The sequence below is a fragment of the Streptomyces sp. Tu6071 genome, from assembly GCF_000213055.1.
Classification (GTDB): Bacteria; Actinomycetota; Actinomycetes; order Streptomycetales; family Streptomycetaceae; genus Streptomyces; species Streptomyces evansiae.
Genome location: NZ_CM001166.1, coordinates 23572 through 48168, shown reverse-complemented (window position 1 = coordinate 48168; position 24597 = coordinate 23572). Strand labels below are relative to the sequence as shown.

At 69.6% G+C, this 24597-nt stretch carries 23 protein-coding genes; 15 read left to right on the top strand and 8 right to left on the bottom strand.

The window, feature by feature from the left end; all coding sequences use genetic code 11:
- Positions 1-135: 135 nt before the first annotated feature.
- Positions 136-1305: a hypothetical protein gene (locus STTU_RS31655; protein ID WP_007830623.1), complete on the bottom strand. Its 1170-nt coding sequence runs from the start codon at positions 1303-1305 to the stop codon at positions 136-138.
- A 680-nt stretch (positions 1306-1985) separates the two neighbouring features.
- On the opposite strand from STTU_RS31655, the gene STTU_RS31650 reads away from it, so the two are divergent.
- The gene (locus STTU_RS31650; protein WP_043257902.1) at positions 1986-2174 is read left to right on the top strand and encodes a hypothetical protein; all 189 of its coding nucleotides are present in this window, start codon (positions 1986-1988) and stop codon (positions 2172-2174) included.
- A gap of 94 nt (positions 2175-2268) precedes the next feature.
- Here STTU_RS31650 and STTU_RS31645 read toward each other — a convergent pair whose 3' ends face one another.
- Both STTU_RS31645 and STTU_RS31640 read right to left on the bottom strand, forming a co-directional pair.
- Entirely contained in the window at positions 2269-2697 is a 429-nt protein-coding gene (locus tag STTU_RS31645) for a hypothetical protein (protein WP_007830621.1), read from the bottom strand.
- A gap of 95 nt (positions 2698-2792) precedes the next feature.
- Entirely contained in the window at positions 2793-3170 is a 378-nt protein-coding gene (locus tag STTU_RS31640) for a hypothetical protein (RefSeq protein WP_007830620.1), read from the bottom strand.
- 598 nt (positions 3171-3768) lie between these two features.
- On the opposite strand from STTU_RS31640, the gene STTU_RS36130 reads away from it, so the two are divergent.
- Entirely contained in the window at positions 3769-4053 is a 285-nt protein-coding gene (locus STTU_RS36130; protein ID WP_324607912.1) for a hypothetical protein, read from the top strand.
- 782 nt (positions 4054-4835) lie between these two features.
- Here the strand turns inward: STTU_RS36130 and STTU_RS31630 are convergent.
- Complete coding sequence (locus STTU_RS31630; protein WP_052862570.1) at positions 4836-5696, bottom strand: ATP-dependent DNA ligase; 861 nt, start codon at positions 5694-5696, stop codon at positions 4836-4838.
- Between the two features lie 994 nt (positions 5697-6690).
- On the opposite strand from STTU_RS31630, the gene STTU_RS31625 reads away from it, so the two are divergent.
- A complete protein-coding gene (locus tag STTU_RS31625; RefSeq protein WP_007830615.1) occupies positions 6691-7368 on the top strand; it encodes an HNH endonuclease family protein in 678 nt (225 codons plus the stop codon).
- Positions 7369-8054: 686 nt separating this feature from the next.
- Here the strand turns inward: STTU_RS31625 and STTU_RS31620 are convergent.
- Positions 8055-8420: an ATP-binding protein gene (locus STTU_RS31620; RefSeq protein WP_043257900.1), complete on the bottom strand. Its 366-nt coding sequence runs from the start codon at positions 8418-8420 to the stop codon at positions 8055-8057.
- 126 nt (positions 8421-8546) lie between these two features.
- Here STTU_RS31620 and STTU_RS31615 point away from each other — a divergent pair, with 126 nt between their 5' ends.
- Complete coding sequence (locus STTU_RS31615) at positions 8547-8906, top strand: STAS domain-containing protein (RefSeq protein ID WP_078519123.1); 360 nt, start codon at positions 8547-8549, stop codon at positions 8904-8906.
- Positions 8907-9357: 451 nt separating this feature from the next.
- Here STTU_RS31615 and STTU_RS34405 read toward each other — a convergent pair whose 3' ends face one another.
- Positions 9358-9546, bottom strand: a complete 189-nt coding sequence (locus STTU_RS34405) for a hypothetical protein (RefSeq protein ID WP_043257899.1) — start codon at positions 9544-9546, stop codon at positions 9358-9360.
- A 461-nt stretch (positions 9547-10007) separates the two neighbouring features.
- On the opposite strand from STTU_RS34405, the gene STTU_RS31605 reads away from it, so the two are divergent.
- The gene (locus STTU_RS31605; RefSeq protein WP_052862568.1) at positions 10008-13415 is read left to right on the top strand and encodes an RHS repeat domain-containing protein; all 3408 of its coding nucleotides are present in this window, start codon (positions 10008-10010) and stop codon (positions 13413-13415) included.
- Positions 13416-13919: 504 nt separating this feature from the next.
- Positions 13920-14498: an RHS repeat-associated core domain-containing protein gene (locus STTU_RS33680; protein ID WP_106432254.1), complete on the top strand. Its 579-nt coding sequence runs from the start codon at positions 13920-13922 to the stop codon at positions 14496-14498.
- Positions 14499-15029: 531 nt separating this feature from the next.
- Here the strand turns inward: STTU_RS33680 and STTU_RS31600 are convergent.
- Both STTU_RS31600 and STTU_RS31595 read right to left on the bottom strand, forming a co-directional pair.
- Complete coding sequence (locus STTU_RS31600) at positions 15030-15998, bottom strand: hotdog fold domain-containing protein (protein ID WP_007830608.1); 969 nt, start codon at positions 15996-15998, stop codon at positions 15030-15032.
- Between the two features lie 321 nt (positions 15999-16319).
- The gene (locus STTU_RS31595) at positions 16320-16715 is read right to left on the bottom strand and encodes a Rid family hydrolase (protein ID WP_007830604.1); all 396 of its coding nucleotides are present in this window, start codon (positions 16713-16715) and stop codon (positions 16320-16322) included.
- A gap of 1235 nt (positions 16716-17950) precedes the next feature.
- Here STTU_RS31595 and STTU_RS35110 point away from each other — a divergent pair.
- The 9 genes from STTU_RS35110 to STTU_RS31550 all read left to right on the top strand — a co-directional run bounded on the left by STTU_RS35110 (position 17951) and on the right by STTU_RS31550 (position 24577).
- Complete coding sequence (locus STTU_RS35110) at positions 17951-18100, top strand: hypothetical protein (protein WP_199785102.1); 150 nt, start codon at positions 17951-17953, stop codon at positions 18098-18100.
- Positions 18101-18247: 147 nt separating this feature from the next.
- Positions 18248-19318, top strand: a complete 1071-nt coding sequence (locus STTU_RS31585; protein WP_007830594.1) for a helix-turn-helix domain-containing protein — start codon at positions 18248-18250, stop codon at positions 19316-19318.
- 7 nt (positions 19319-19325) lie between these two features.
- Complete coding sequence (locus tag STTU_RS31580; protein ID WP_007830593.1) at positions 19326-19691, top strand: hypothetical protein; 366 nt, start codon at positions 19326-19328, stop codon at positions 19689-19691.
- A gap of 418 nt (positions 19692-20109) precedes the next feature.
- On the top strand, positions 20110-20391 hold the full coding sequence (locus tag STTU_RS31575) for a hypothetical protein (protein WP_007830592.1): 282 nt from the start codon (positions 20110-20112) through the stop codon (positions 20389-20391).
- Between the two features lie 196 nt (positions 20392-20587).
- Positions 20588-21073, top strand: a complete 486-nt coding sequence (locus STTU_RS31570) for a hypothetical protein (RefSeq protein ID WP_007830590.1) — start codon at positions 20588-20590, stop codon at positions 21071-21073.
- Positions 21070-21396 (top strand): hypothetical protein, encoded by a 327-nt coding sequence (locus STTU_RS31565; protein ID WP_043257897.1) that lies wholly within the window; start codon positions 21070-21072, stop codon positions 21394-21396. Before STTU_RS31570 ends, STTU_RS31565 begins: the two co-directional genes overlap by 4 nt.
- Positions 21397-21933: 537 nt before the next feature.
- Positions 21934-22329 carry a hypothetical protein gene (locus STTU_RS35780; RefSeq protein WP_234019433.1) on the top strand — a complete coding sequence of 132 codons (396 nt, stop codon included), beginning with the start codon at positions 21934-21936 and terminating at the stop codon, positions 22327-22329.
- A 573-nt stretch (positions 22330-22902) separates the two neighbouring features.
- Positions 22903-23472: a putative 2OG-Fe(II) oxygenase gene (locus STTU_RS31555; protein WP_158678822.1), complete on the top strand. Its 570-nt coding sequence runs from the start codon at positions 22903-22905 to the stop codon at positions 23470-23472.
- A gap of 52 nt (positions 23473-23524) precedes the next feature.
- The gene (locus STTU_RS31550) at positions 23525-24577 is read left to right on the top strand and encodes a hypothetical protein (RefSeq protein ID WP_007830572.1); all 1053 of its coding nucleotides are present in this window, start codon (positions 23525-23527) and stop codon (positions 24575-24577) included.
- The last annotated feature ends 20 nt before the right edge of the window (positions 24578-24597 follow it).

The window sequence follows — 24597 nt, the reverse complement described above, 5'->3', positions numbered from 1 at the left end:
GACAGCGTGGTCCCCACCAGTTCACCGAGTCGCCCGCCTCCGAACAGTTCCCTGGGCAGGTGCGCGAGGGCAGACCGTCATGGCGTCGCCGTGGCGGTGCGTGGCATCTGGAAGGCGGCGCGCGGTGGGGCTGTCCTACTCGGTCGGTAGACGGAGCATCGGTTCGAAGGTGGTGTCTTCGTCGCCTTCGACCGAAGGGAGGTAGCCGTCCGGGACGGTGCGGGCGGCCGTGGTGAGGAGGCGGGTCAGGACCTCGGGCTCGGTGGCCGGGGGTAGGCGGAGGGCGGCGAGGAGGCGGTCGCGGACCTCGGGGTGGTCCGGGTTGTCCTCAAGGTAGTCGGTGTTGAGCGCGGGGGGACGAACGCCGGCCAGGGCGTCGTGCCAGGAGGGAAGGGCGATGGCCAGGGTCAGGGCCTCGGCGAGGGATTCCGCGATGAGGGAAGCCTGGCCCTCGGAGTCGGTGTAGAGGACGGGGCGGACGCGGTCGGAGCCAGCCGGGCCGCAGAGGTAGTGGGTGCCTCCCGCGCTGCAGCCGGCCACGGGCTCCACCGGGAGACCGCCGGGCAGGGTGATCGGCTCGATGGGGTCGGTCCGCGTGAGGTCGAACTCGCCGTCGCGGGCGAGGTAGGCCCCGACCTCGGGGTTGGCGGCGATCCGGCCGAGCAGTGCCTCGTCGGAGAGGGCGGCCGGGTTGAGGCCGCGGGCGGCTTCGGGGGCCAGGGGATGGCCCGCGAGGACGTGGCGGACGGTGTCGAGGGGGACGGGCCGCCCGTAGGCCTCCTCGAAGTGGGACTGGGCGGCCTCGGGGGAGCGGTCGGTGAGGAGGTGGAAGAGGTGTCCGGAGCCGTCCGGGTCCGGGTTGCCCGAGGGGAACTCGATGCCCGAGCCGGTGCGCCAGGCGTTGGCGCCGGTCTCCCACCACAGGCAGGCGGTGACCCGCGGGGCGCCGAGGCCCTCGTCGACGAAGGTCGGGTCGTCCAGGAGCGGGCGCAGCGCGGCGGGCACCTCGTCGATGACACCGGGCCAGACCTGTTCGTCGTCCGTGGCGTACGGGCTCATCTCCGACTCGTGGTCGAAGCCGCGGACGAGCACACCGACCGGGGTGAAGAGGACGGAGAAGTCGTCACCCGAGCCGTTGTCCATCAAGGCCGCCTCCGTCCCAGGCCCCCAGGTGGTGGAGAAGGAATAGCGGGGGAACCGCGGGTCGCGGCAGATCGCCTGGTCCAGCACTGCCAGCGCGCGCAGGTGCGCGCGGAGTTCGGCGGGGTCCGGGAGGAGGGCAGCGGTCGTGTGCACGGTGTCCATGGGATCATGTAAGCAGCCAGCACTGACATCCAGGGCGGCTGTTCGGTCACACCTGCTCGCTCACTCAGGGAGCGAAAAGCCCAGCTCACGCGGGTGGGGCAAGCACACTGCGAGGCATGCTCCACAGACGCAGCATCGGTTCACGCAACGACATCCCTACGTACCGGCGCTCCACTGGCGACGACCCGGATCGCGCGGAGCCGGGGCCTGGTGATGATCCGCCAGCCCTACCCGTGGTTGCTGCACCGCAGCCTCGCCCGGCCTGCTCGGACCTGCGGTGCGACGACGGGATCAGCCTGGACACCAACCAGCCCTGCGAGAGCTGCGGCAACGTGATCCACGTCCGCCGCGCGCACCGCTCCCGCCTCGGTGCCGAGCTCGACCAGGAGCAGCCGACCTCCCCACCGCCGAGCGCCAGCGCGTCCTCGAGGAGCGGCTGCGCGCGCACCGAGCACGAGGCCGCGGGCCGGCAGCGGCGCCATGCCGCCCAGCGCGCGCAGCGACCGCATGCGTGCCGCCGCACGGGAACGAGCCGCTCGCGAGCGGGAGGAGGCTGCCGCCCGCGAGCGTGTCCGACAAGCCCTGCCGTGCACGGACCGCGGGCGCGCTGATGCGGCTGGGCTGTGCCAGGGGTGCGGCCGCATCCGCGAGCTGAGCGCCCTGATCGTGGAGGCCGGGATGTGCCAGGTCTCCTGGACCGTGAACCCCGCCGCACGGACGAAGTCGCCGCCGTCATGGACGAGCTCCGCGGCGGCGGTACGGGCCCGCGCGGCGCGGCGGCGGTACGGGCCCGCGCGGCGCGGCGGCGGTACGGGCCCGCGCGGCGCGGCGGCGGTACGGGCCCGCGCGGCGCGGCGGCGGTACGTTGAGGGCTCAAGTAGATGATGTGACAGATGGACGCGATGGTGTGCGGGCGCGCGCTGCCCAACGCGACCCGCTGAGGCACACCCCCGCCCGCGCGGGTCAGAGGCCGTGTGCGTCGGCGGTGGCGGGCCGCAGGCGCACGCCGAGTTCGGTGGCGGTCAGCTCGACGAGCCGCTCCGGCTCGGTGCGGTAGTCGATGCCCGCACGGGGATCCCCGGGAACGCCGAGGAGGGCGCGGGCCAGGCCCCGGCAGGCCAGGTGCACGAGATAGGTATCCGGCTGCTCCCGAAACGCGCCGCGGACGGGGACGCGGACGGCGAGGGTGCCGTCCATGGCGCGAGTCAGGGCGCCGTTGAGGGGCAGCTCCTCAGCGGGCAGGAGAGCCAGGGGCCTGCCGATGTGCAGGGCGACGCGCACGGCCGCCTCCTCGAGGCCGGCCCCCTCGGGCAGGCGCAGTCCTTTCACCGCCGAGCGGGCGCTGCGGAAGAGCGCGCGCGAGCGGCGCCGCTGTTGCCGGGTGGTCCTCATGCGCGCCTCGCTTCGCTGCGGCCAGAGAGTAGATGTGGCCTGCAGCTTTTCATGCGGCGTGGTCGCAGGGCCAGGGAGCGGGCAGGTGAGCGCACTCACCCTCCGGCCTGCGCCGACGGCTCCTGCGGGCCGTGCGGGCGCGGTGACGTCCCGGCGCCGCCCTCCTCGGCCGAGCCCGATGCGGGCGTGGGCGAGGCCTGGGGCGCGGGCTCGGTGGGGCGGGGCAACTGCTCGCGGTCCTGCGGGCCGGGCTGGACGGGAACGCGCACCTCTCTCCCCGCTACCGGCCCGGGGGCGGGCCCGCGCGCGGAGCGGTGCGCGGCCTCGTCCGGGTCGCCGAGCGGCCGGGACAGCCCCTCCGCCTCCTCCCGCCGCTCTGCCGCGGTGGGGCGGCTGGTGCGCTCGCCCACCAGGTAGTCCGGATCCTCGGGCCCGCCCGGCTCCATCCCGCCGCTGTCGTCGTCCTCGCCCATGAAAGTGACGATCCGCCCGGGGGCCGGTGCGGGTGAGGGCGCTCGCGGGGTGCACGGGTGCAGCGGCCCGGCACCCTGCTCCCCGCGACCCGCGGGTACTCGCCCGCCCCTCCCGAAGCGGCCCACTTGGTGTTGTCGGGTCAGGCGCGCAGGCGGCTGACGGTGAGGGTGGCGTGTGTGTGGGGGGCATGAGCGCCTCCACCGTGACTGCGGCATCGGCGAGGGTCAGGGGCCTGGCGCCGGGCCAGGACGGGTGACGGTAGGCATTGATCTCGCGTTTCTTCTACCTCAGAGATCCATTACCATCACATCTTATTCACAGATGGAGTTACGGTCCGTGAGGGCCAGGGGTGGGGTAGCAGGTATGCGTGCAAGCAAGCGAGCTCGGTGGAGCGTTCTGTCGGGTGCGGCGGCACTCGCTTTTTCTGTCCTGACCGTGTCGCCGGCGGTGGCTGACGAGGCGCCGCCGGGGATGGTGGAAGTGACCCTCCCGGCCGACATCGAGATGGTCGAGGGCACGCCCGTAGCGCCGGGCGAGGAGCCTTCCACAGGGCTCTCGAAGGCGGCCGCGGTGGACCGTGTCTGTCTCGGATTGACGGTGACCATTGGTTCTCAGGGCTGCTTCCAGCCCTACGGTGACGTCGTCTTCTCCGGTGACACGCAGGCGGACGGCCGGTCCTCTGTCACCATCGTCTACACCGACTACGGTCGCGAGCCCTTCGGCTGTTACAACAGCACAGGGGCGAACACCTGGGTCAAGTGCAACAAGAATTACCGGGAGGACGGCAACGTCTACCTCAAGGTCCTCCGCTACGACAAGCCCACGGGCAAGTACTACCAGCCTGAGGCGAAGTCCAGCTGGATCCCGGTCGACGGCCAGTGACTGACTGACCAGCAATTCACGCTGTGGTCCGGCCGGGAGTGCGGCCGGACCACGACCATCGGCGAGTCAGGCGTGCCGTTGCGTCCGTTGGACCGGCGGGCGGGTGGTCGCCGCCACGGCGGCGGGTCTGTGTCACCGATCTCGCGGGCGCGCAGCCAGGACTCTTCCTGCGCCGTCTCAGCGCGTCTGGGGCGGCCCGTCAGCGAGCTTGCCTTCTTCCATCTCGATGGACCCGATGTCGACCACGCACTCCGGCTTGTCGGCGGCAGCGCAGTCCGACGGGTCCGCACTGGCCGGTGTGGTGGAAGTCTGACCTCCGCCCGCGGGGTCCGCGTTCCCGGAGCCCTTGTCGGAGGCAGGCTTCGCCGAAGCGGCTGGATTGGCGGGTCCCCCAGTGCTGGCCGCTTCCGACGAGGAGCAGGCCGCCATCCCCATCACGGCTGCGACAGTGAGTACGGCAGATGCCGCAGCGGTACGGATACGCATGAAACCCCCACACAAGACGATGCGATCGTAGTATTACCAGCTGGCCTACTCTGCCATACGGACCAGCTGAACCTGGGGGAGGAAACGTGAAGAAGAACCCCACGCCCCAGGGGCGTTGGCCGGTCCCGACCCTTACTCCTTGAGGCGAGCGCGACCTCTCCTCACGACGCGACGCTCCGGCCCGGCGGCCGGCGCCGGTGAGGGCACGCCGACGCAGCAACCCGGCACCCCGCTTCCCGCGTCCCGCGGGTACTCGCCCGCCTCTGCCGAAGACGTACGGACCCGGCTGCTGTGGGTCAGGTGCGCAGGCGGGTGACGGTGGCGGTGGCGTGCCGGGTGGAGCCCGCGAGGACCTCCACCTCGAGTGCGGCGTCGGTGAGGTGGAGGGGGCCGGTGTCGGGGTCGTGGGTGGTGCCGGTGTCGTGCCCGGGCAGGTGGTGGCCGAGTTCGGCGGCGAGCGCGGCGGGGAGGTGCTGCGAGCGTACGGTCCGCCCGTCGGCCAGGAGGACGAAGAGGTGCGAGGGCCGTGAGGGCAGGCCCTGGTAGCCGGTGACGACGCCGTCGACGGTGTCGGCGTGACGCACCTTCACCCACTCGCGGCGGCCCACCGGGTACGGGCTTGTGCCGCGTTTGGCGACGATCCCCTCGATGCCCTGGGGGCGCAGGCTCGTCATCCACACGGTCGCGACGTCGTGGTCGTCGGTGGCGGGGGTGGCCTGGAGCGGGGGCCCGAGCGGCTCGAGGACGGTCAGGAGCAGGGCGCGTCGCGCCTCGTACGGCAGGGCCCGCACGTCCTGGCCCTGGTGCATGAGGACGTCGAAGGCGGCGTAGTGGGCGGGGTGGCGGGTGACGAGGTCCTGCAGGCGCCGCCCGCGGCTGGAGGACCGGGCCCGTACGGCGCCGAAGTCGAGCATGCCGTCGCGGTAGATGACGATTTCGCCGTCGAGGACGGTTCCGCGCGGCAGGTCCGTGGCGGGGGTGGTGAGGTCGGGCCAGGCGGCGGTGATGTCCCTGCTCGTACGGGACTGGAGGCGGACAGTGTCGAGCCGCCACAGGACGCACCGGTCGCCGTCGTACTTCGGCTCGTACCACCACCCGTCGCCGGCCGGGAGCGCGGCGGCCGCGCGGGCAAGCCCGACCCGCACCGGATACTCCATCCCCCCACCCTCACCCCACCCACGCCGCCACGCACGACACCCACCCCCAGCCGAGATCACACTCCACGGCACCTCCTCCCCGTCGCGGCACTCGCGTTGTCCCTGTACCCGGCGGGTGCTCAGCCCCAGCCCACGTCACCGCTCCTCACGCGCCCACCCCCTTTCCCTCGCCCCGCACTGCCAGGCTCTCGGTCCTGTTCGACCGGTGGGTCAGCCCCACCCGATGTCAGCGCGCACCGTCCGCTCCCCTCCTGCTGGCTCAGGCACCTGCCGGAGCTGGCATCCTGCGACGCCACACGCCGAAAAGCCACCCCTTGCGCGCGCCGTCTCCCCGCCCGCCGAGCGGCCGGTCCCCGCGACCCGCGTCCGGGACGAGTACGGCACCTGACGGCCCCTCGCCCACACCGGCAACCGAAAAGGGCAAGCCGACCGTTCCGAGCGCCTTGCAGGCGCGCGAGCTCGCCGCCGAGTCCTGCCCCAGGGTCTGACCCAGCGGGGACGGTCAGGCGGTTGCGCAGAAGGTTGCTCTGCCCGGTCGGCCGGTTGCTCAAGACGATGCCCAGCACGTTGCTCAACCGGTTGCTCGGGTGGTTGCTCATGAGGTGGCGCAAGGAGTTGCCCGGCTCGTCCGGACTGCGGCGCGGTATCGCAGGTCAGGAGCTCGCGGGTCAGGGCCCGGCCCGGTGACACCTCCCTCTGGGAGGAGGGAGGTGTGCTCTTCCTCTGCTCGCGCGTGACCCGGAAGGGAGGCGCAGTCCTGCCGAGGGCCTGCGCCGCTGCTCTCCGGGCCGGCTCCGCTCGCGCAGAGGTCACCCGGTGTTCTTGGGCTGCGACCATGCTGAAGCCGGTCCGTCTCCATTCCCATCGCGTATTTGACGTCCCGCGCTGGTACGACTTACCGCTCTCCAGGGTGACGGGGGCGCTCCTACGCCCATGAGGCGCTGTGTTCTCCCGGTAGGAAGATCACGACCTGTCGTGATCTTCGGAGGACGTCTTGCGCCTGTCCCGCACCATCCCCGCCGCCCTCACCGCGCTCGCTCTCAGCACCGCGCTCGCCCCCACCGCGGCCGCCGCCGACCTTCCAGCCGCTCCCGGCGACACCGTGACCCTCCCGCTCCGCAAGGCCATCGCCGCCCTCGACACCCGGGCCGAGAAGCGCACCGGCTACGAGCGGACAAAGTTCAAGCACTGGATCGACGAAGACCGCGACGGGTGCACCACGCGCAACGAGGTCCTGCTCGCAGAGGCCGTCACCGCGCCCGAGGAAGGCGCCCGGTGCAAGCTGAGCGGCGGCACATGGCACTCCGCCTACGACGACACCACCATCACCGGGCCCGGCGGTCTCGACATCGACCACTTCGTCCCCCTCGCCGAAGCCTGGGACAGCGGCGCCTCCGAGTGGAGCGCGAAGGACCGCGAGCGGTACGCGAACGACCTTGGCGACGACCGCAGCTTGATCGCGGTCTCAGCGAAGACGAACCGCAGCAAGGCCGACCAGGACCCGGCCACCTGGATGCCACCGGCCGCCTCCTACCGCTGCACCTACGTCACGACCTGGACCACTGTGAAGACCAGGTGGGGCCTGTCGGCCGATACCTCCGAGAAGGCGACCCTGGAGCGCGTGGCGGGGGACTGCCCGAACGTGCCGATCAAGGTCGAACTGGCCCGCTGAGCAAGGACGGTGGCCTGACCGCGGTGACGAGGGGGCCGTTACCGCCCGAGCCAGCAGCCGTCGAGCCGCCGCGCCGGCGAAGCCGCGCGGCGGCGGTGCGGGCTCGCGCGCGGCGGCGGTGCGGGCTCGCGCGCGGCGGCGGTGCGGGCTCGCGCGCGGCGGCGGTGCGGGCTCGCGCGCGGCGGCGGTGCGGGCTCGCGCGCGGCGGCGGTGCGGGCTCGCGCGCGGCGGCGGTGCGGGCTCGCGCGCGGCGAGCGCGCCGGGGAGCTCCCTGCTGCCGGTGCCACGCTCCACGAGCGCTGGGCGGTGATCGCGCCCGACCGGCCTAGAACGTCGCCGCCCTCGGCTACGACGCGACCACCGGATGCCTGACGCTGAGCCCGCGCACACCCCTCTGGAACACCGAGACCCGCCTGCGCAAGCCCAGATCATCGAGGCCGCGAACGCCTCGGCTCTGCGGCGAGGTAGCGCGCCATCTGCAGGCGCGGGGAGTGTGCCAGGCGTGCAGCCTGGTCGGCGTCTACGTGACGGCGCTTGACAGGCGCGGCTTCCCGGTGAGCCTCCTGCTTGCCGAGGAGGAAAGCCTGTGCCGTTGGAAGGCTCCGGTGCGGGCGGCGGCACTGCTGCCCGCACCGGCCGGTGCCCGTGTACGGGCCAGGCGTGAGCGCGGCGCGCTGCGGGACGGTTCAGAGGGTGGCGAGGTGCCACTGTGCGGTGACGGTCTTTCCCGTCGGGCCGGAGTGGACGGAGAAGTGATCGCTGAGACCGCGGATGATGCGCAGACCGAATTGCCCGGTGCCGTCGAACGCCACTTTGCCAGGTAGAGGGAGAAGACGGCCCAGGTCGTGGACGGCGATGCTCAGCAGGCGAGTGCTGTGGCTGACCACGAGCCGCCAGCTCCCAGCGGTGTGACGTTCGGCGTTCGCGAGCAGCTCGGCCACGACCAGGGCCACCGCGGCACGGTCCACGCGCGGGCAGTGGGCGGCCGCGTACGTCTGTGCCAGGAGTCGCGCGTCAACGGCGGTGAGTTCAGCGGACTCCAGGGAAAGCACCCTTGCTCCTCTTTTCGGATAGCTCGCGCCTACCCTCTGTCCGCGAACGGATACCCCTGAGCGTGTGCGTTGCCCGGAGGGACACCCGGGGGCGGCATTGTCAGAGGGGCCCTGGATAGTTGCCGCATGACAAATGTTGGAAGGAGAGCGGGTCACCCGGTCCTGCGCAGCACGCTGTGGCAGGGCGTGTGGCTCATCGCTCTGGGCGGGGACATCGACATGGACAGCGCCGAGGACGTGGAGGAAGCAGTGGACGATGCCCTGAGCCGCTTCGGAGGACCTGTCGTCTTCGACCTGAGCGAGGTCACCTTCGCCGACTCCCAGACCCTCAATCTCCTCCTCCAAACCCGTGCACGCCGCCCCGTCGCCCTGGCCGGCGCTGGTGGCGCAGTACTGCGCCTGCTCGAGGTCACCGGCCTCAGCGACGCCCTGCGCAGCCGGTCCGGCCCCGAAGAGGCACGGGAGGCGCTCGCCGGGGAGATGTAGGCATGCGGGCTCACATGCCGCATGGCTTGCGCGGAGCGTGATGACGGGACGGCATGGCATCCGCCAGATGCTCAGCATGCGCTTGCGACCCGTCACCACCGACGCACACGACCTCTGCCCCCCGGGCGGGCGTGTGCCCTCAGCGGGACGCCGAGTCACGAGACATACTGCGGGCAAGCTCGGCTCGAGAACCGTCGCCAAAGCGACCATGGACCCGACCGGCGCTCCCGTCGTCTCGTTCTCTGGTCCGATCACCGTACTGCCCGCCGCCGTGGTACCCCGGCGCCCTGCGAACAACCCCGAGCACGGCTCCGCGAGCTTCGACACGTTCCCGCAGGGAGGGGCCCAACAGGAGAGCGCGGAAACAGCGGTGACAAGGGGCGGCTCGATGCAAGCCAGTAGCCCCCGCGTAGGCGCAGCCGCGGGGCGGCGGTGTGGGAGTGCAGCCGGGTCAGGCGGCGGTGGCGGGTGGGTCGTTCAGGGTGTCGTCACGCTCGGGTTGGAGGGTGTGGGGATGGGTGGCGGGGCTGGTTCGGGGGTGTTGGTGGTGGCGGATGGCGGTGGCGAGCAGCAGTCCCACGACGCAGGCGGTGAGGCCCCAGAGGCCGAAAGCGAGGGCGAGGGTGTGAAGGCTGGGCATGGAGCGGGCTCCGTGATCTGTGCGCTCGACGACACCGAGTGCGGCGAAATTGTGTTTTCTGAGTGAAGAACGGTGGAGATGGTGTGAGTGAAAACCCTCGTATTGCCCGGCCACTCAGACATATGCCTATGGCACATGTCACGACTGTGGCTGAACCTTGCGATGCATGGAGCGGTGGCCATGCATCTCGGAAACAAAGGCTAGAAGTCGATCAAACCTTTGTTTGGTGGTGTTCCTGGATGAAAATTCCGTTACATCACGCTCTGGAGTGACGCTTACTGTCCGTGGTTGTCTGAGGTTTTGTGTTCCTTTCGTGAAGCCTGGTGGCTGACGATGCGTGAGCGCACTAGCGCGGTGCGCCTTGTTCATGTGGGGGACACATGTCTTCATCCAGCGTCCGCAGACGCTCGGTTCAGGTGGGGATCGCGACGGCTGTTGTGTCGGCCGTGGCGGTGTGGGGAATGCCGGCCGCGTACGCGGCGGCTCCTGACGCTCCGTCGCAGCTGGTGGCGCTGACGGAGAGCACGGCGCCGTACGTGACGGCGAAGGTGGTGGCGCCGTCGGGGAGCGGGAAGGTGACGGCGAAGTTCTACGCCGGCACATATGCGGCCAACGGTGACAACGACCTCGCGGACGGCAAGGAGGTGACGGTCGATTCGGGTGAGGTAGCACGGCTGAAGCTGCCCGACATGCGGATCGGGACGCAGTTCACCTGGCAGGTCAAGGCCTGCGTCGACGACGACTGCTCCGACCTCTCCCCCCTCCAGACCACCCGGGTCAGCCCGATGACGGGCGCGGGCGAGAGGCCCGGGGCCACGCGCCTGCAGTTCTCGACGGGCGACTCGACGGCCGCGCAGGTCGATGTCGGCTCGGGCAATCTTCTGGTCAACGCCTCCGGGCTGACCTTGCCGGGGGTCAGTGGTGACGTGGGCCTGGGGGCGGCGTACAACAGTGCGGCGATCGGCACGGATGCGACCTCGGCGAAGTCGCCACTGGGGTACGGGTGGCGGCTGACCCCCTACGAGGTCGAACTGAAGGAACGCGGGGACGGCTCGGTCACCTACTACGGCCAGGGCGGGATCACCGGCCTGTTCGTGAAGTCGGGCAGCGGGTTCACGACGCCGGGCGGGTTCAAGGCCGACCTGAAGAAGAACAACGACGGCACCTACACCCTCACCGACCACGGCTCCCAGTCGAAGCAGACCTTCACCAGCGCGGGCAAGCTGACGAAGATCACCGACCGCAACGACAACGCCACCACGCTCTCGTGGAACGGCGACCTGCCCGACACCATCGTCACCACCCGCGGCACCAAGACGCAGCGCACGGCCGTGTACGCCTCGGCGAACGGGCGGGTCACGACGCTGACGCAGACCGCCTCGGACGGCAAGAAGCGCTCCGTCACCTACACCGTCGATGCTGCCGGAGACCTGGTGTCGATCAAGGACACCCTGGGCCGCACCACCAGCTTCACCTACACCGGGCACAAGATGACCTCGGTGACCAATCCCGGGGGTGGGGTGACGCGTTTCGAGATCGGCGCGATCGGCGCCACGAAGATCACCCAGGAGAACAAGGCCGCCGGCTCGCCCGGAGACTCCGTCACCCGCCTGTCCTACGCGGACCCGGACAAGACGGTGATGGCGTCCCCCAACACCGACCAGACGAAGACCGTGACCGCCGTTCCGCACACCACCTACGAGCTGACCGACAACAACTCGGCGCGGGTGGCGAAGGCGACGGACGCGGAGGGCCGGGAGCGCTCGAAGACGTACACGGCGAACTTCGACACCGCCTCCTCGACGGACGGCTCGGGCGCGAGCGCGGGCACGACCACGAACACCTTCGGCGCCAACGACGGCGAATCGCTGACCAAGTCGCAGGGTGCGGACGGCTCGACGTTCTCCGCCGCGTACGGCAACACGGCGGCGGGCTCGAAGTTCTCGCCCTCGGAATCGACGGACGGGCAGTCGAACAAGTCCGCCTACTCCTACAACGGCGCGGGGAACCTGGCCTCCTCGAGCAACGCGGAGGCGGCCGAGGCGAAGGTCGACTACAACGACGACGGCACCGTCAAGACCAGCACCGACCCCGGCAACAGCACGGACACGTCGTACACGTACGACGGCGACAAGCAGCTCACCAAGGTCGACCCGGCCGGCGGCTCGCTCAAGTCCCAGTCGTACACGTACGACGCCTGGGGCCGCCTGGCCGTTGCCACGGACGGCCGGGGCCTCACGACCACAACGACGTACGACGACGCCGACCGCGTGACGAAGGTCGACTACTCGGACAGCACCCCTGATGTCTCCTACACCTACGACGCTTTCGGCCGTACGAAGACCCGCACCGACGGGACGGGGACGGTCACCTATGGGTACGACGATCTCGGCGCGATGACGTCGCGGACCGCGACGTCGGGCGGGGGCACGCTGGCGTACTCGTATGACAAGAACGGCAACCGCCTCAGCACCACTGACGCGCGCGGCACCACGCAGTACAAGTACGACCAGGCCGACAAGCTCACCCAGGCGATCACCGATGCCCCGTCGACCAAGACGAAGATCGGGTTCAGCTACGACGATCGCGGCCGGCGCACGGACACGTACTACGGCACCAACGACGCGAAGACGATCTTCAAGGCGCGCGTGCACCAGGACTACGACAAGTCCGGCCGCATCAGCCGCGTCTGGGCCGACCAGGGCCCGGCGACCGACACGACCCGCCAGTTCGACGCCACGTACTGCCGCAGCCTCGGCTCCACCTCGTCCTGCTCGACCGAGAAGGCCGACAACACCGACCTGATCCAGTGGAGTAAGGACAACCTGAGCGGCAAGACCACCAAGTACACGTACGACAAGGCCAACCGGCTGACGAAGGTCGCAACCGACGGGGGTGGCAAGACGTACACCTACACGTACGACGCCCGCGGCAACCGCAAGTCCTCGTCCGACGGCAGCGCGGATCAGTCCCTGGCTTTCGACGCCGCCAACCAGATCACCAGCGACGGCTACACGTACGACGCCCAGGGCAACCAGACCAAGACCGCCAAGCTGTCCACGCTCACCTACGACGGCGCCAACCGCATGACCGGCGCCAAGACGGCCAAGGGCACCAGCAACTACACCTACGCCGGCGAGGACGCCACCGAGCTCGTCTCCCAGACCAGCGACGAGGGCGAGAAGACCGACTACGTCTACGGCGCCCCCGACCAGTACGGCATGCCCGTCATCGAACAGGTCACGCTGAAGGAGGGCACGGCGTACATCGACCACGACCCCACCACCGGCCAGCCCCTCTCGCTCCGGACAACGAACGAGTACGAGGCGTACTACATCGTCGACGGCATCGGAAACCCGGTCCAGTTCATCAACCAGTCCACGGTCCAGTCCACGATCTACGACTACGACCCCTACGGCACCGTCCAGACGACGAAGGAAACCGGCACCGCCGGCACCCAGAACCCCTACCGCTTCGTCGGCGGCACCTACGACAAAACCACCGGCTACGTAAAATTCGGCCAGCGCTGGTACGACCCCACCACCGGCCGCTTCACCACACAAGACAAACTCAGTTTCTTCGCGAATCCCGCACGCGGAAACCGCTACGCGTACGCAGGAAGTGATCCTGCCAACGCGGCAGACCCAACCGGCCAGGATTACTACGACTGCGCCTTCGCGGGACTCGTGTTTGTCGGGGCAGCGGGAACGGCAGTTCTCAGCAGCGGAGGCACAGCCCTTTTCGGTGGCGCCGCTGCGGTAGGAGCCGGTGGTCAGTCGTACAGGGCTTGCCCCAAGGAAGCCAAAGAGGGTCCCGGGCGGAAGAACTCGCTGAAGGCAGCAATAACCCCGATATGGAAAATTCTGTAATGCGAGACAAAGAGATCGCTCTGTACGTGGCGGGGGTTTGCCTTACTCTGGGGCTCGCCTTCTCTCTATATAGAGAAAATTACACCCTCGCAATCCTGGCGGCATTTGCGCTGATCGTCAACGGATTCGCAATCTCTCAGGAGAGGAGAAAGAAAGGCGACTAAAAGATGCGGTGTTCGTCCCAGGCCGCAGCCACAGGTGCGATCGGAAGCTGCGTAGCGTTTGCTAAGGAGAGATGCCGGTGACTTCTATCCGCGCGCTCCTCATGGCACTCGCACTCTTCTATCTCACGTATCCGTTTGCGCCTCAATAGGGTGGGATTCGATTGGGGGCGCCTACCCTTCTGCTGGTTCTGGGCGATGGCGTGTGGCGTTTTGGCTCTTGGAATAAATTATTCCGCAGAGCGCTGGATGGAAAAACGCAGGCGCTAACTCCTGCAAGCACTCGAGTTGCGAGAGAAGGGCACCCTGCTCCGTGAAGGAGAGGGTGCCCTTCCCTTTCGGGATGATCCCTGAGCGCTGCTATTCCGGCGGTGGCGTACGGGCCGCGCAGGGCGACGGTTATGACTGCGACTCCTACGGCACTGTCCAGACGACGAAGGAAACCGGCACCGCCGGCACCCAGAACCCCTACCGCTTCGTCGGCGGCACCTACGACCGCACCACCGGCTACGTTAAGTTCGGCCAGCGCTGGTACGACCCCACCACCGGCCGCTTCACCACCCAGGACAAGTACAGCTTCCTTGCCAACCCCGGACGGGGCAACCGCTACGCCTATGCCGGCGGCGATCCAATCAACAACACCGACCCGCTCGGGCTCTTTTCGTTCGCTGATACGGTCGGGATCGTCGCTGGTGGCCTGGCAGGAGCTGCCGGGGTGGCTGTGGTGGCGGGTACGTGCGCGCTGACAGCTGGAGCAGGATGCGTGGCGGGGGCTCTCATCACCGGTGCCATGTGGGGTGCAGGTGGAGGGGCGCTCGGATCTACTCTCGCTGGCGGAGACTCTGCCGAAAAAAGCAATGGGACACTTGGCGGTCTCGTCGGGGGAGCCACGGGCGGACTCGCGTCTCTGCTTTTCGGATAGGAATCTAGGATGAAGCCTACTTGGCGAGGCACCTACCAAGTTCTCGGAGCGACAGCGCTCTCCGCCGGAGTGGGTGGAGTGGTAGCGCTGATCGGGATCATAAAGGGGAATCCGGTACAGGCTATGGCTATTTTTGCCGTAGCAGGTTTTGCAGGAGCCCTCGTCCTGCGAAAATTTCGCCCGAAGTAGCGAGAAGCGAGTGCCCCGGGCCAGTGAGCGTTTTCAGCGTGCCCACTGATCGGGTGACGGTGGGGTCTGAGGGTCGGGGTGCGCAACGGACAGGGCTCCCGTGCCGTTGAGGGAGGTGTTCGACGTCTCAACTCAGCAGCACAGGAGCCCTGTTGGTTCCGTATCCTGCCGCACTCGACCTCCCGCACGCCCTGGTCGAACGGCATCGGGAACCCGGTCCAGTTCATCAACCGCGCGGGTGCGGGCTCGGAGCGGGCGGCGCGATCTCGGCGAGGAGCTGTCGGGTTTCGGGCGCACGTCGGGGGTCCTGGTCGCGCTGGGCCCCCGAGCGTGGCGCGAGTCCTACTCCCTCCGCTCCTCCGGAACGCCGTCGTCCAGGACGATGCGGATGGCGCCGGCTATTTCGTGGTCGCCGCCGGTGGCCTCGGAGAGCTCGTTCGCCATCCTGGTGTAGGTCGTCACCGCCATCGCCCAGTCCCCGTCCGGGGACTCGGCGTCGGCTCGCGTGTCCCACAACGTGATCAGCAGCGCGATGAGTGAACGCCCGGACACCACGACCCGTACCCGCCCCTCTCCGGAGTCCTCGACCGCGAACGGGGCGCGGAAGTGGGCGTGCTCGGAGGCGAGAGAAGCCAGCCACTCCCAGGTGTCCCGGTGCGCGACCACCTCGGCCGAGGCCACCCCCGCGGCGCGTAGGAGCAGGACGCCGTGGGCAACCCGGAGGCCCTTCTCCGGAGAGCCAGAGGTCGATGCCGGGCCGGCGGGGGCGCTGGTGCCCCGGTAGGCGGCTTCGACCGACGGCCGCAGATCACGGTCTTGGTCCCGCTCCGCACGGACGGCCCGGTCATAGTTGCGCATGCTGTCTCCCGAGAGGTCATTCGTGGGCAGGGCGTGCTCCGGCTCATCCGTGGTGGGGCGTTTGCCGTCCTGGGATCCCACAACGGTGAGGGCCGGGCCGGGCGCGTCGGTCTCCTGACTCGGTTTCTCCTCGGCCAGCTCCGGTACGTGTGAGACCGGGCTCTCCAACAGATCCGCACGGGTCGGGGCCGGACGGCTCAGCTCCGCCCTCGCCTCGCTCAGATCGCTGATCATGCGTTCTTGCCGACGTCGCAGCTCGCGATTCTCCTCGCGCAGCCCGGTCGTGCCTCCCTGCACGTTCTCCAGGATCTTCGTCCGGGCCTGCTCGACCTGTCCATGCAGGGCGACAAGCCCCGCCGTCGGATCGTCGAGGCGCCCCTCGAGACGCCCCAACTGTTCCCGTATTTCGCCCAGTTGTCCCATCGCGATCTGAAACTCATCTTTCCACCCCACGTAGCCTCCCGACTACAGCGTGCGATTGATCGGTCATATCTCCCCATCAACAGCTCGCCTCAAGCGCCCCCGCGCGAACCCGCCCACGAGCACCAGCCGGCGTACCGAGAAGGGCCGGAAGCCGGGCCAGACCGTCCGGATGCGATGCATACGGCATGAAGGTCATCGAGCCGCCGCGTCGGCGAAGCCGCGCGGCGGCGGTACGGGCGCGGGCTCCGCGCGGCGGCGGTACGGGCGCGGGCTCCGCGCGGCGGCGGTACGGGCGCGGGCTCCGCGCGGCGGCGGTACGGGCGCCGGCGGTCGATTCGCCGGTGCCCTCATTCAGCACACCGCTACGGCCTCGATCTCGATCAGCATGTCTTCGTCGGACAAAGCGCTGACCTCTGCCAGCAGACTGGCAGGTCGGCAGTCCACCGCCGCGAGTGCATCCAAGAGGACGCCGTAGTGGGCCTTGCACGAGGTGAGATCGGTGGTGAAGACGCGGATCTGTACCACGTCCGCCATCTTCATTCCGCCCTCGGCCACGGTCTCGCCCAGCCGCCGCAGCGTCAGTTCCATCTGTCCGGCCATGTCGCCCCGGTGAGCGATGCCGCCGTCGTCGTCGCGAGCCTCGTGCCCCGAGACGAACAGCCAACTACGTGGCTGGTCGACCCTGACGGCCCGGTTGTACATCAGACGCTCCCCGGCCATGCGAGGGCCGATCTCGTTGATCATCATGAGATTCCGTTCCCGTTTCCCCGCTCAGTCAGTCCGGGCGAGAACTTTTATCCATGCCTGGTGCGCGACATCACTCGCCGCGCCGATGCCGCGCGAACCGGCAGCGTCCGGTCGGGCGGCGTGCGGGTGCCTCGATGCCGGCGACGAGGATCTGGGCGCGCGCGGCGTGAGGGTGCGGCGCGGGGGCCGTACAGGGTGAGGACCCGGCCGGTCCGCGAGCGCGCCTAGGAGGATCTGCCGGACGCGTCTGGGACACCGGTGCGTACGGCGGCGGCCGCCCGGCGAGATCGAATGCGGTGCCGCGGCTTGCCGGGGCCGTCGTCTCGGTCGTGGCAATGATGGTCGGCTACAGCGCGGCAGCGCACCCTTGGGCAATCGCCACACACATCCGCCGGTCGGTGCGGCGACGGCACATCGGCCAGAGCGCCCTCCTGGACCGCCTCCAGGAGTGGGCCGCTGCGCCGCTTCGCTCGTGCGCCACGGCTCCGGGATGGACTGCGCAGAGCGGGCCGGCATGTTCGTGACCGAGCGCGCTCAGGGCCAAGCTGAATCACGGGAGAGGCCGGGTGTGCGGGTCTGGGGTATCCCGTAGATGGCGCGGGTCTCCCGTGGGTGGGCCGTGCCTGATGTCGGGGCGACAGCTGCTGGACTGGCGTTCGGGACGGCGGGTGGTGTGCCCGGAGGGTGGCGGGTCCCCCGGAAGGGGGTGGGGATGTGTGGCGCGGTGACCGGCGTGGGGCGCGCGGGGGGTGCGTTTCGGGGGGCGCGCGGGCGAGGGATGGGCGTACCGTCAGGCGCGTCACGACGCGCAGTTTGTAGTACTTCATGCAGGTGTGCTGTCGCTTTGTGACCGTTAACTATCGGATGGCGATCGCGTGCACGTGCATCGTCCCGCGCGAGCGGACAAAAGGGATTCGAGGTGGAGAGGGTGCTCAACACCGCTTCCGCACAGTGAAGTTGTCGCCACGCCTCGCAGCCGAATACTGTGCTCGCCCCGTACCTGAGTCGGCCGTGAGCCGCTCGGTACGGGCGAGACCCCGGGGGTCTGGTTTGGACGCCCGCCCCCAGGGCCTCGTTCACGCAGTGCACCTTCGAATCACGAGAGAGACACCATGATCCTCAGCCGGTGCTGGTACCGGGTCCTCACGTTTCCGCGGGGTAACCGGGGCCGTGACGCTATCATCCCGCCCCTTTCCGCAGTTCAAACCCGGCGGGGGGCTGCCTTGGCGGTCACCGTGCGCGGAAACCTCCTCACCGGGGCGCTCACCATGCCCTGGCTCCTCATCACGGGCACCTCGTCGCCCTGGACCGCTCCCGTCCTGGCCGCGCTGAGCACGGCCGCGGTCGGCTCCAGCGTCGTCTACCGGCGCGTTTGGCAGCGCTGACACACAACTGCCCCACGCCGGTGCCGTGGCGGGCGGCCTTCTTCACGAGGCCCCTGCCACGGCCGCCCGGCCGCGTGATGCGTCGTCAGGGTGGGGAAAAACCCCCACCCCGACGCAGTAAGAACCCCCGGATTGAGGACCCGACACATGAGTGTTCGCCCGCCCGCGCCCCGCTCCTGCCAGGACTGCGGCACACCGCTGGAACCCGAGCCCGCCCGCTCCGGCCGGCCCGCCGCCCGCTGCGCGCACTGCCGTACCCGCACCCCGGCCCAGCGGCAGAAAGAAGAAGAGGACCGGCAGACGCGCGCCTTCTGCGAAGACGTGCTGCACGCCGCCACCGACACCGTCGCCCGCCACGCCGCGGCGCTGCTGCACCAGGCTTACGGCACCACGGCCCCCACCGGCGACCTCCTCACCACCGTCGCGTGCCTGCAGCGCGCGCTGACCGTCGTGGAGGCCGCCACCGTCGCCCGGGCCCGCGCTCTGCACGAAACCCACGCCACCGTCGCCGCCCACCTCTCCGTCTCGGCGGACCACGTCCGCAAGAAGTACGACAAGAAGCACCTCGACCGCGTCCTCGCCCCCTACATGGACCCGTGGAACCCGACCCCCGTCTTCGCCGCGACGGACTCCGAAGGCCCGCCGGGCCAGGAGCCCTCCCTGCCCCGCGCCCAGGAGTGCTCCGAACGCCGGGCCGCCGACCGCCTGCGCGCCGCGCTCTCCCACACGATGCGCCGCTCCGCGGCCTCGCAGCGCGCCGTCGCCGAGGCGATCAGAAGGCACCCCTCCTACGTCTCCCGGCTCCTGTCGGGGGAAAAGCCCCTGCACTGGCCCCACGTGCGGGACTTCGCCCGCGTCCTCGGCATCGCCGAGCGCCTCCTCCTGCCCCTCTACAACGTCGCCGCCGGCATCGAACCGCCCCCGGAGACCGATCCCGTCGCCTACCTGCGCGACTACCTCGCCGGCCTCCTCCTCTCCTGCGGCCACACCCCCCACACCCTCGGCGACGCCCTCGCCTCCACCGTGCACCCCACCGCTGTCCGCGAAGCCCTGCACGGCCCGGGCGTCCCCGACTGGGCCGTGCACAAGCAACTCGCCGCCGCCCTGTTCAGCCTGCCCAGCGACATGCGCCCCCTCTGGCAGGCCGCCCACCACCACGCCGTCGCCCAGGCACGCACCTCGACGCCCTCGCCGTTGCGCGCCGAGCACTTCGGCTGAGACGGCGATGACCTCCCGCACCCTGGCCGCGACCGCCGCCGCCTTCCACGCCTTCTACGACCTCAACCACTTCGCCTACCGCGACTACGCCGGCGCCCTCCTCCCCACCGATGAAGCCCACATCCTCGTCACCCACGTCTTCACCCTCCTTGCCACCGACTGGCCCCGCGTCATCGGCCGCCCCAACCCCGCCGCCTTCGCCTGGGCCCTCTTCACCCACCACATCGCCCTGCGCACCGGCACCCCACGCACCCCCGCACAGGACGCCGCACTCCTCTACGACACCCTCCACCACAGCATCAACACCATTGCCACCCTCACCGGAACCGAACCCACCCTCGTCGGCACCCTCATCACCGCCACCCGCCGCTAAAAACCCGCGTCACCCAGCACCGAGGCCACCCGATCAGAGACAAGAGCACACCACCGGCAGCGCCGGCTCACCATGTTCTTGAGCCGCCGCGTCGGCGAAGCCGCGCGCGGGCGGTGCGGGCTCGGGGCGGCCGCCGCCGTCTGCGGAGAGGCACCGGCCTCGGGCCCAGCCCCATGGCCTCTGCCCCGGCCGGCGAGCGCAGCCGAGAACCGCTCAGGAGCACGTGAGTCCTCAAGGAGCCGAGGAGGAGACAAAGGGGAGGGGCAGGTGGAGCCGGGCCCGCCCGGGCCCCGCCTCCCCGTGACGGGGCACAGCCTTCCGGGCAGGTGATCGTACGGTCACACCTGGTCAGCCGCTGGTGCTTTCATGGACCGGTGCGCGTCCTCGGAGCGTGCGCTGTCGAGGAGGGGGATTCGGCGTGGTCAAGGTGAGGGAGTACTGGCGCGGCGGCACGAAGGTACGGGCGCATACCCGCCTGCCTCCCGGCGCGCGCAAGCAGCTGACCATCGCTCTCGTCGCCGTGGCGGCCGTCTTCGTCTTCAGCCACACCGGCCCCGCCACCGAGGCGTCAGAGCCGCGCCGGCCATCGACGAACCGCTCCACACCGCCACCTGCGCCCGCAAGGGAGAAGGAGGAGCCGAGGCCGGGGCCGAGCTGGACCGTCACCTACCCCATCCCCTGGGACCGCGACGGCTCCTGAACTGAGGGATTCCCACTGGCCACCGGCGGCACATCACGTGCTGAGCACGACAACCCTCCCTATCCAGACGGCTATTGGTGACTTTCAGCCCCGCCGTCGGCCTCAAGGGTCTATGGCGAGCGAACGTTCTACGTTAGTCGAACACGCATCCGGCAATCGGATGCCGAACGGGGAAGATCCAATGCTTTCATCACCTATGCGACGCGCGGCCATCGCTACCGGAGCCAGCATCGCCAGCACCATCGGGCTCCTCATCGCCGGCACAGTCCCTGCACATGCGGCGGGTGAGAACTGGGCCGTCTACTCCACCCACTTCTCGCCCAAGGGACACGACATCCCGCTGCGGTACGGGCGGCACGACAACACGGCCGGGCACACGACGGGCTTCGGGAAATACCACATCGAGGACCGCGGACACCTGCTCGGTGTCTCCTGGAGCACGTTCAAGAAGGACATCGACGAGACTCTCGACAGTCCGACCATCAAGTGCAGCAAAAAGAACACCACATGGACGTGCGACTCCAACAAGATCAACGGGGTGAACTCGACGTGGGGCAACATGAAGGTGTCGTACACCCACAGCACCTCGGGCACCCCCGACGGCCGCGCCCGTGGGATCATCACGGCCTACTACCTCAACGACTGCGGTTGCTTCGCCGCTGAGGAGAAGACCTCAAAGTGACCTTGCGAGACCAGTACGCCGACCACCTCAGCGCCTTCGGCGCCGCGGCAACTGAAGGAATCCAAGGTGTCCTGGACGAGAGCAACTACGGGCAGCTGAGCTCCCTCGACTTCGACGAGACCGAGCAGGGCATCTTCGTCTCTTTCACGATCGACCTGAGCGGCGAGGTCGCGGAGCGCTGGGGATCCGACGTCTACACCCGCCGCTACCTGATCATCAGGACGCAGGACGGACCTGTTGACCCGGTGGAATTCGGTGCCTCTCTCCTGCACACGAGTGTGATGGAAGACCTGGACACCGCTGGCAGACGCTCCGCGCGGTAGCCACCCCCGCCCAAGGCGCAGTCGCCTCCGGCCCGGGCCGGTGTCTCACAGACGAGGCAGCGGCCCGGGCACTGAGGCCGCGCTTGCCCACGAGTTCTCCCAGCGGATCCTGATCGCCATCTCCAACGGCACCAACGCCGTCGCGGCGAAACAGTCATCCGCCGACGCGGTCGTCGCCTCTGGTGCGCTCGCCTGTTCCCTCGAGAGCGGCGTGCGGGCTCGGAGCGGGCGGCGACTTTCTGGTTTTTGGGGCGGCGGCGGCTGGGAGGGGGCATTGTCGGAGCACCGTATCTGTAGCGCGGGTGGCGAGCGGCGGGTGGAGGAAGTTGTGGTGGAGCGGGAGACGTGGACGGACCCGGAGTTCGGCTCCGAGCACGAGGGATGGGTCGGTGTTCTGCTTGAGGACGGCACGGTCCCACCACCTGTTTTCTTCGGCTCGGAGAGCAGCGCTCATCACAGCGAGGTGGCTCAGTGGAGCGTGTACATCGGCAGGTACCCCTACGGGCCGCGCGCCGCTGCGCTGCGGGGAGCCTGTGCGTGCGGCTGGACCGGGCCCGCGCACGTGCTGGACTGGGGAAGATCGGCGACCGGGAACTGCAACTCGCCGGAGCCAACGCAGCGGACAACTGTGTAGTGGATTGGGACGCTCACACCGAAGAGGTGCGCCTCGCGACCATCGCGCTGCCCACGGTGGTCTCCGATCTCCTCGGGCGCCTCACGGACGAGATCGAGAAGCTGACCAGGTCGTCACCACTCGCTGCGGCACGCGCCGCGCACCTCATGCAGGTCGCTGCGAAGCAGGCCGGCCGGTGGCCCGCGCAGAAGGCCCTGAACGACACCGACCGACACGATGCGGCCGTTGCGCTGGTCGTCAGCGAGAACGGCGCGCGCTCGTTGCTGGCGCATCTCGGTGATGTCAGCCTGTACGGCTGACCGCCCAGGAAAACTGGCCCGCTCCTGTTCCGCGGGCTAACAGCCTCAAGCCGCCGCGCCGGCGAAGCCGCGCGGCGGCGGTGCGGGCTCGCGCGGGGCGGCGGCGGTGCGGGGCCGGGGACCTTGCGGGTGCCGGTGCTGTGCGCCTGTGGCTGCGCCGCTTCTGCTCCCGTGCGGGGCAGGTTTTCTCTGTGGTGCTGCAGGTGGGGGTTGCGTTTTGGTGGTAGGCAGCGCCTGACGCTGTGTTGAGGGGCGGGCGAATGCGTGGGCGATTTGCTTGGCGGAGGGTTATTCGCTGCGCTTAGCAAGAACGTTTCTTCTCTGGGGTGGGTTTCTGCTGGAGCTCGGGCCTGAAGTCGGCTCCTCTTGTGGCGTGGGGAATGTGCGTCGAATATCGGCATCCGGTGCCTGATCCGTTGCGTTTTTCCCGGGAGTCTCATGTCGGCGTCCGCGATGAATTCCCCTGCCTTTCCTTGTCCTGTGGCCCCGCCGGGCCGGCCTCAGGCACGGGCGTCGTTGATGCAGGCGTTCGCCACGCCCGTGGCGCGGTGCCCGTACCCGGAGGCCGCAGCCGTGCGGGATGTCCTCACCGAGGCGGTCCTCTCCCGCCTGGGGGAGGGGAAGGTGTTCGGCTACAAGCAGGAGACCTCCCGGGACCTGACCACATGGGGTGTGGCGGAGCTGGACGCGCTGACGGGCTGGGTCGGCCGGATGACGCGTCAGCTGGTGGAGAAGCTGGCCGGCGTCCCGCTGGGGGAGGCGTTCGCGCGCTCGGCGGGCCGGGAGGGCGAGGGTGCGGGGGTGCGGGCGGCGGGGATCGTGGCGTCGCGGAGCTGGGCGAGCGTGTACCGGGCGGGTGACCGGCATGCGGCGCACTTCCACCCGAACACGGCCTGGTCGGCGATCTACTACCTGACCGCTCCCGGTGTGTGTGAGCTGGACCTGCTCGATCCCCGCCCCGTGGGCTACTTCGATGCGGGGATCGTCTTCGCGGGGGAGGACCAGCGGATGCGGCTCTCCTGCTCACCCGGCGACCTCGTGATCATTCCGGGGTGGCTGCGTCACGAGGTGCCCGAATTCCAGGACGACGAGGTGCGTATTTCCCTTTCCTGGAACCTGAACTACTCGCTCCATCGCGGCTGAGATACAGCGGCGCAGTCCCTTCCACGGGAAAATCGGAAACAGGGAGTACGGCATGGCACGTAACGTCGAGTTCTTCTCGACCGACACCGACGACGGCACGATCTCGGTCGTGGCGAAGGCCGGGCCTGGCGAGCACCGGCGGATCGACCAGATCCGGGTCGGCAACGCGCCGCGCGGCGGCGTGAAGTTCACGAGGTCCGGGCGCGGGTTCGTGTGCAACACCTCGCAGAACACGATCAGCGAGATCGACCCGGTCGCCCACACCGAGGTGCGGCGGATCGAGGTCGGGCACGGCCCGCGCGGCCAGGGGCTGCTGCCCGGCGACACGTACCTGCTCGTCTCCAACTCCGGCTCCGACACCGTCAGCATCGTCGACCTCGAGCTGAACGTCGAGATCCACCAGGTGCCGGTGGGCCGCGACCCGCGGCACATGGGGATCAGCGCGGACGGCCGGAGTGCGTGGGTGTGCGTGTGGGGCGCCGGCTACGTGAGCAAGCTCGACCTCACGGCGCTGGTGGAACGGCAGGACGCCGCCGGGGTCACCGAGGTCGCGCGGATTCCCGTCGACGCGAAGGCCCACCCCTACAGCCTCGGCATCGACCCCTCCGGTCGCAGGGTGTTCGTCGCGAACACGCAGGCCACCTACGTGACGGTGATCGACACCGCCACCCACGAGACCCACCGTGTCGACGTCGGCTTCATCGGCGGCCGTGGGGTGGCCTTCTCCCCGGACGGGCGCCACGCGCTGATCACGGTCGAGTCCATCAGCCGGGTCTACGTCATCGACGTCGACACCCTCGCCGTTACCCGGCACATCCCCGTCGGCGGCGGCCCCCGCGGCCTCGTCGTCGACCCCGCCGACTCCACCGCGTACGTCACGAACTTCTCCCGCACGAACCTGCGCGCGGTGGCCCCGGAGCTCGACTACGACCCCAACACCCTCACCGTCATCGACCTCGGCAGCGCGCCTCTCGACCGCGAGGAGGGCGTCTTCGACACCGAGCCCCTCTACGTCGGCTTCGGCCCCTGCTCGGTGACGATGTTCGACCTCGACACCCTGCCCGAGCAGGAACGCCAGCGCCGCACCGAGCGCCTCACCACCTGACCCGCCCCCGTCCCCGCGCC

Excerpts from the sequence above, each read along its gene's own strand:
- STTU_RS31580 (WP_007830593.1), top strand. The coding sequence starts at position 19,326 with ATGACCTCCCGCACCCTGGCCGCGACCGCCGCCGCCTTCCACGCCTTC.
- STTU_RS33680 (WP_106432254.1), top strand. The coding sequence starts at position 13,920 with ATGATCCCTGAGCGCTGCTATTCCGGCGGTGGCGTACGGGCCGCGCAG.
- STTU_RS31550 (WP_007830572.1), top strand. The coding sequence starts at position 23,525 with ATGGCACGTAACGTCGAGTTCTTCTCGACCGACACCGACGACGGCACG.
- STTU_RS31570 (WP_007830590.1), top strand. The coding sequence starts at position 20,588 with ATGCGACGCGCGGCCATCGCTACCGGAGCCAGCATCGCCAGCACCATC.
- STTU_RS31595 (WP_007830604.1), bottom strand. The coding sequence starts at position 16,715 with ATGATGATCAACGAGATCGGCCCTCGCATGGCCGGGGAGCGTCTGATG.
- STTU_RS31615 (WP_078519123.1), top strand. The coding sequence starts at position 8,547 with ATGACAAATGTTGGAAGGAGAGCGGGTCACCCGGTCCTGCGCAGCACG.
- STTU_RS31585 (WP_007830594.1), top strand. The coding sequence starts at position 18,248 with ATGAGTGTTCGCCCGCCCGCGCCCCGCTCCTGCCAGGACTGCGGCACA.
- STTU_RS31630 (WP_052862570.1), bottom strand. The coding sequence starts at position 5,696 with ATGGAGTATCCGGTGCGGGTCGGGCTTGCCCGCGCGGCCGCCGCGCTC.
- STTU_RS31605 (WP_052862568.1), top strand. The coding sequence starts at position 10,008 with ATGCCGGCCGCGTACGCGGCGGCTCCTGACGCTCCGTCGCAGCTGGTG.
- STTU_RS31655 (WP_007830623.1), bottom strand. The coding sequence starts at position 1,305 with ATGGACACCGTGCACACGACCGCTGCCCTCCTCCCGGACCCCGCCGAA.
- STTU_RS34405 (WP_043257899.1), bottom strand. The coding sequence starts at position 9,546 with ATGCCCAGCCTTCACACCCTCGCCCTCGCTTTCGGCCTCTGGGGCCTC.
- STTU_RS31645 (WP_007830621.1), bottom strand. The coding sequence starts at position 2,697 with ATGAGGACCACCCGGCAACAGCGGCGCCGCTCGCGCGCGCTCTTCCGC.
- STTU_RS31640 (WP_007830620.1), bottom strand. The coding sequence starts at position 3,170 with ATGGGCGAGGACGACGACAGCGGCGGGATGGAGCCGGGCGGGCCCGAG.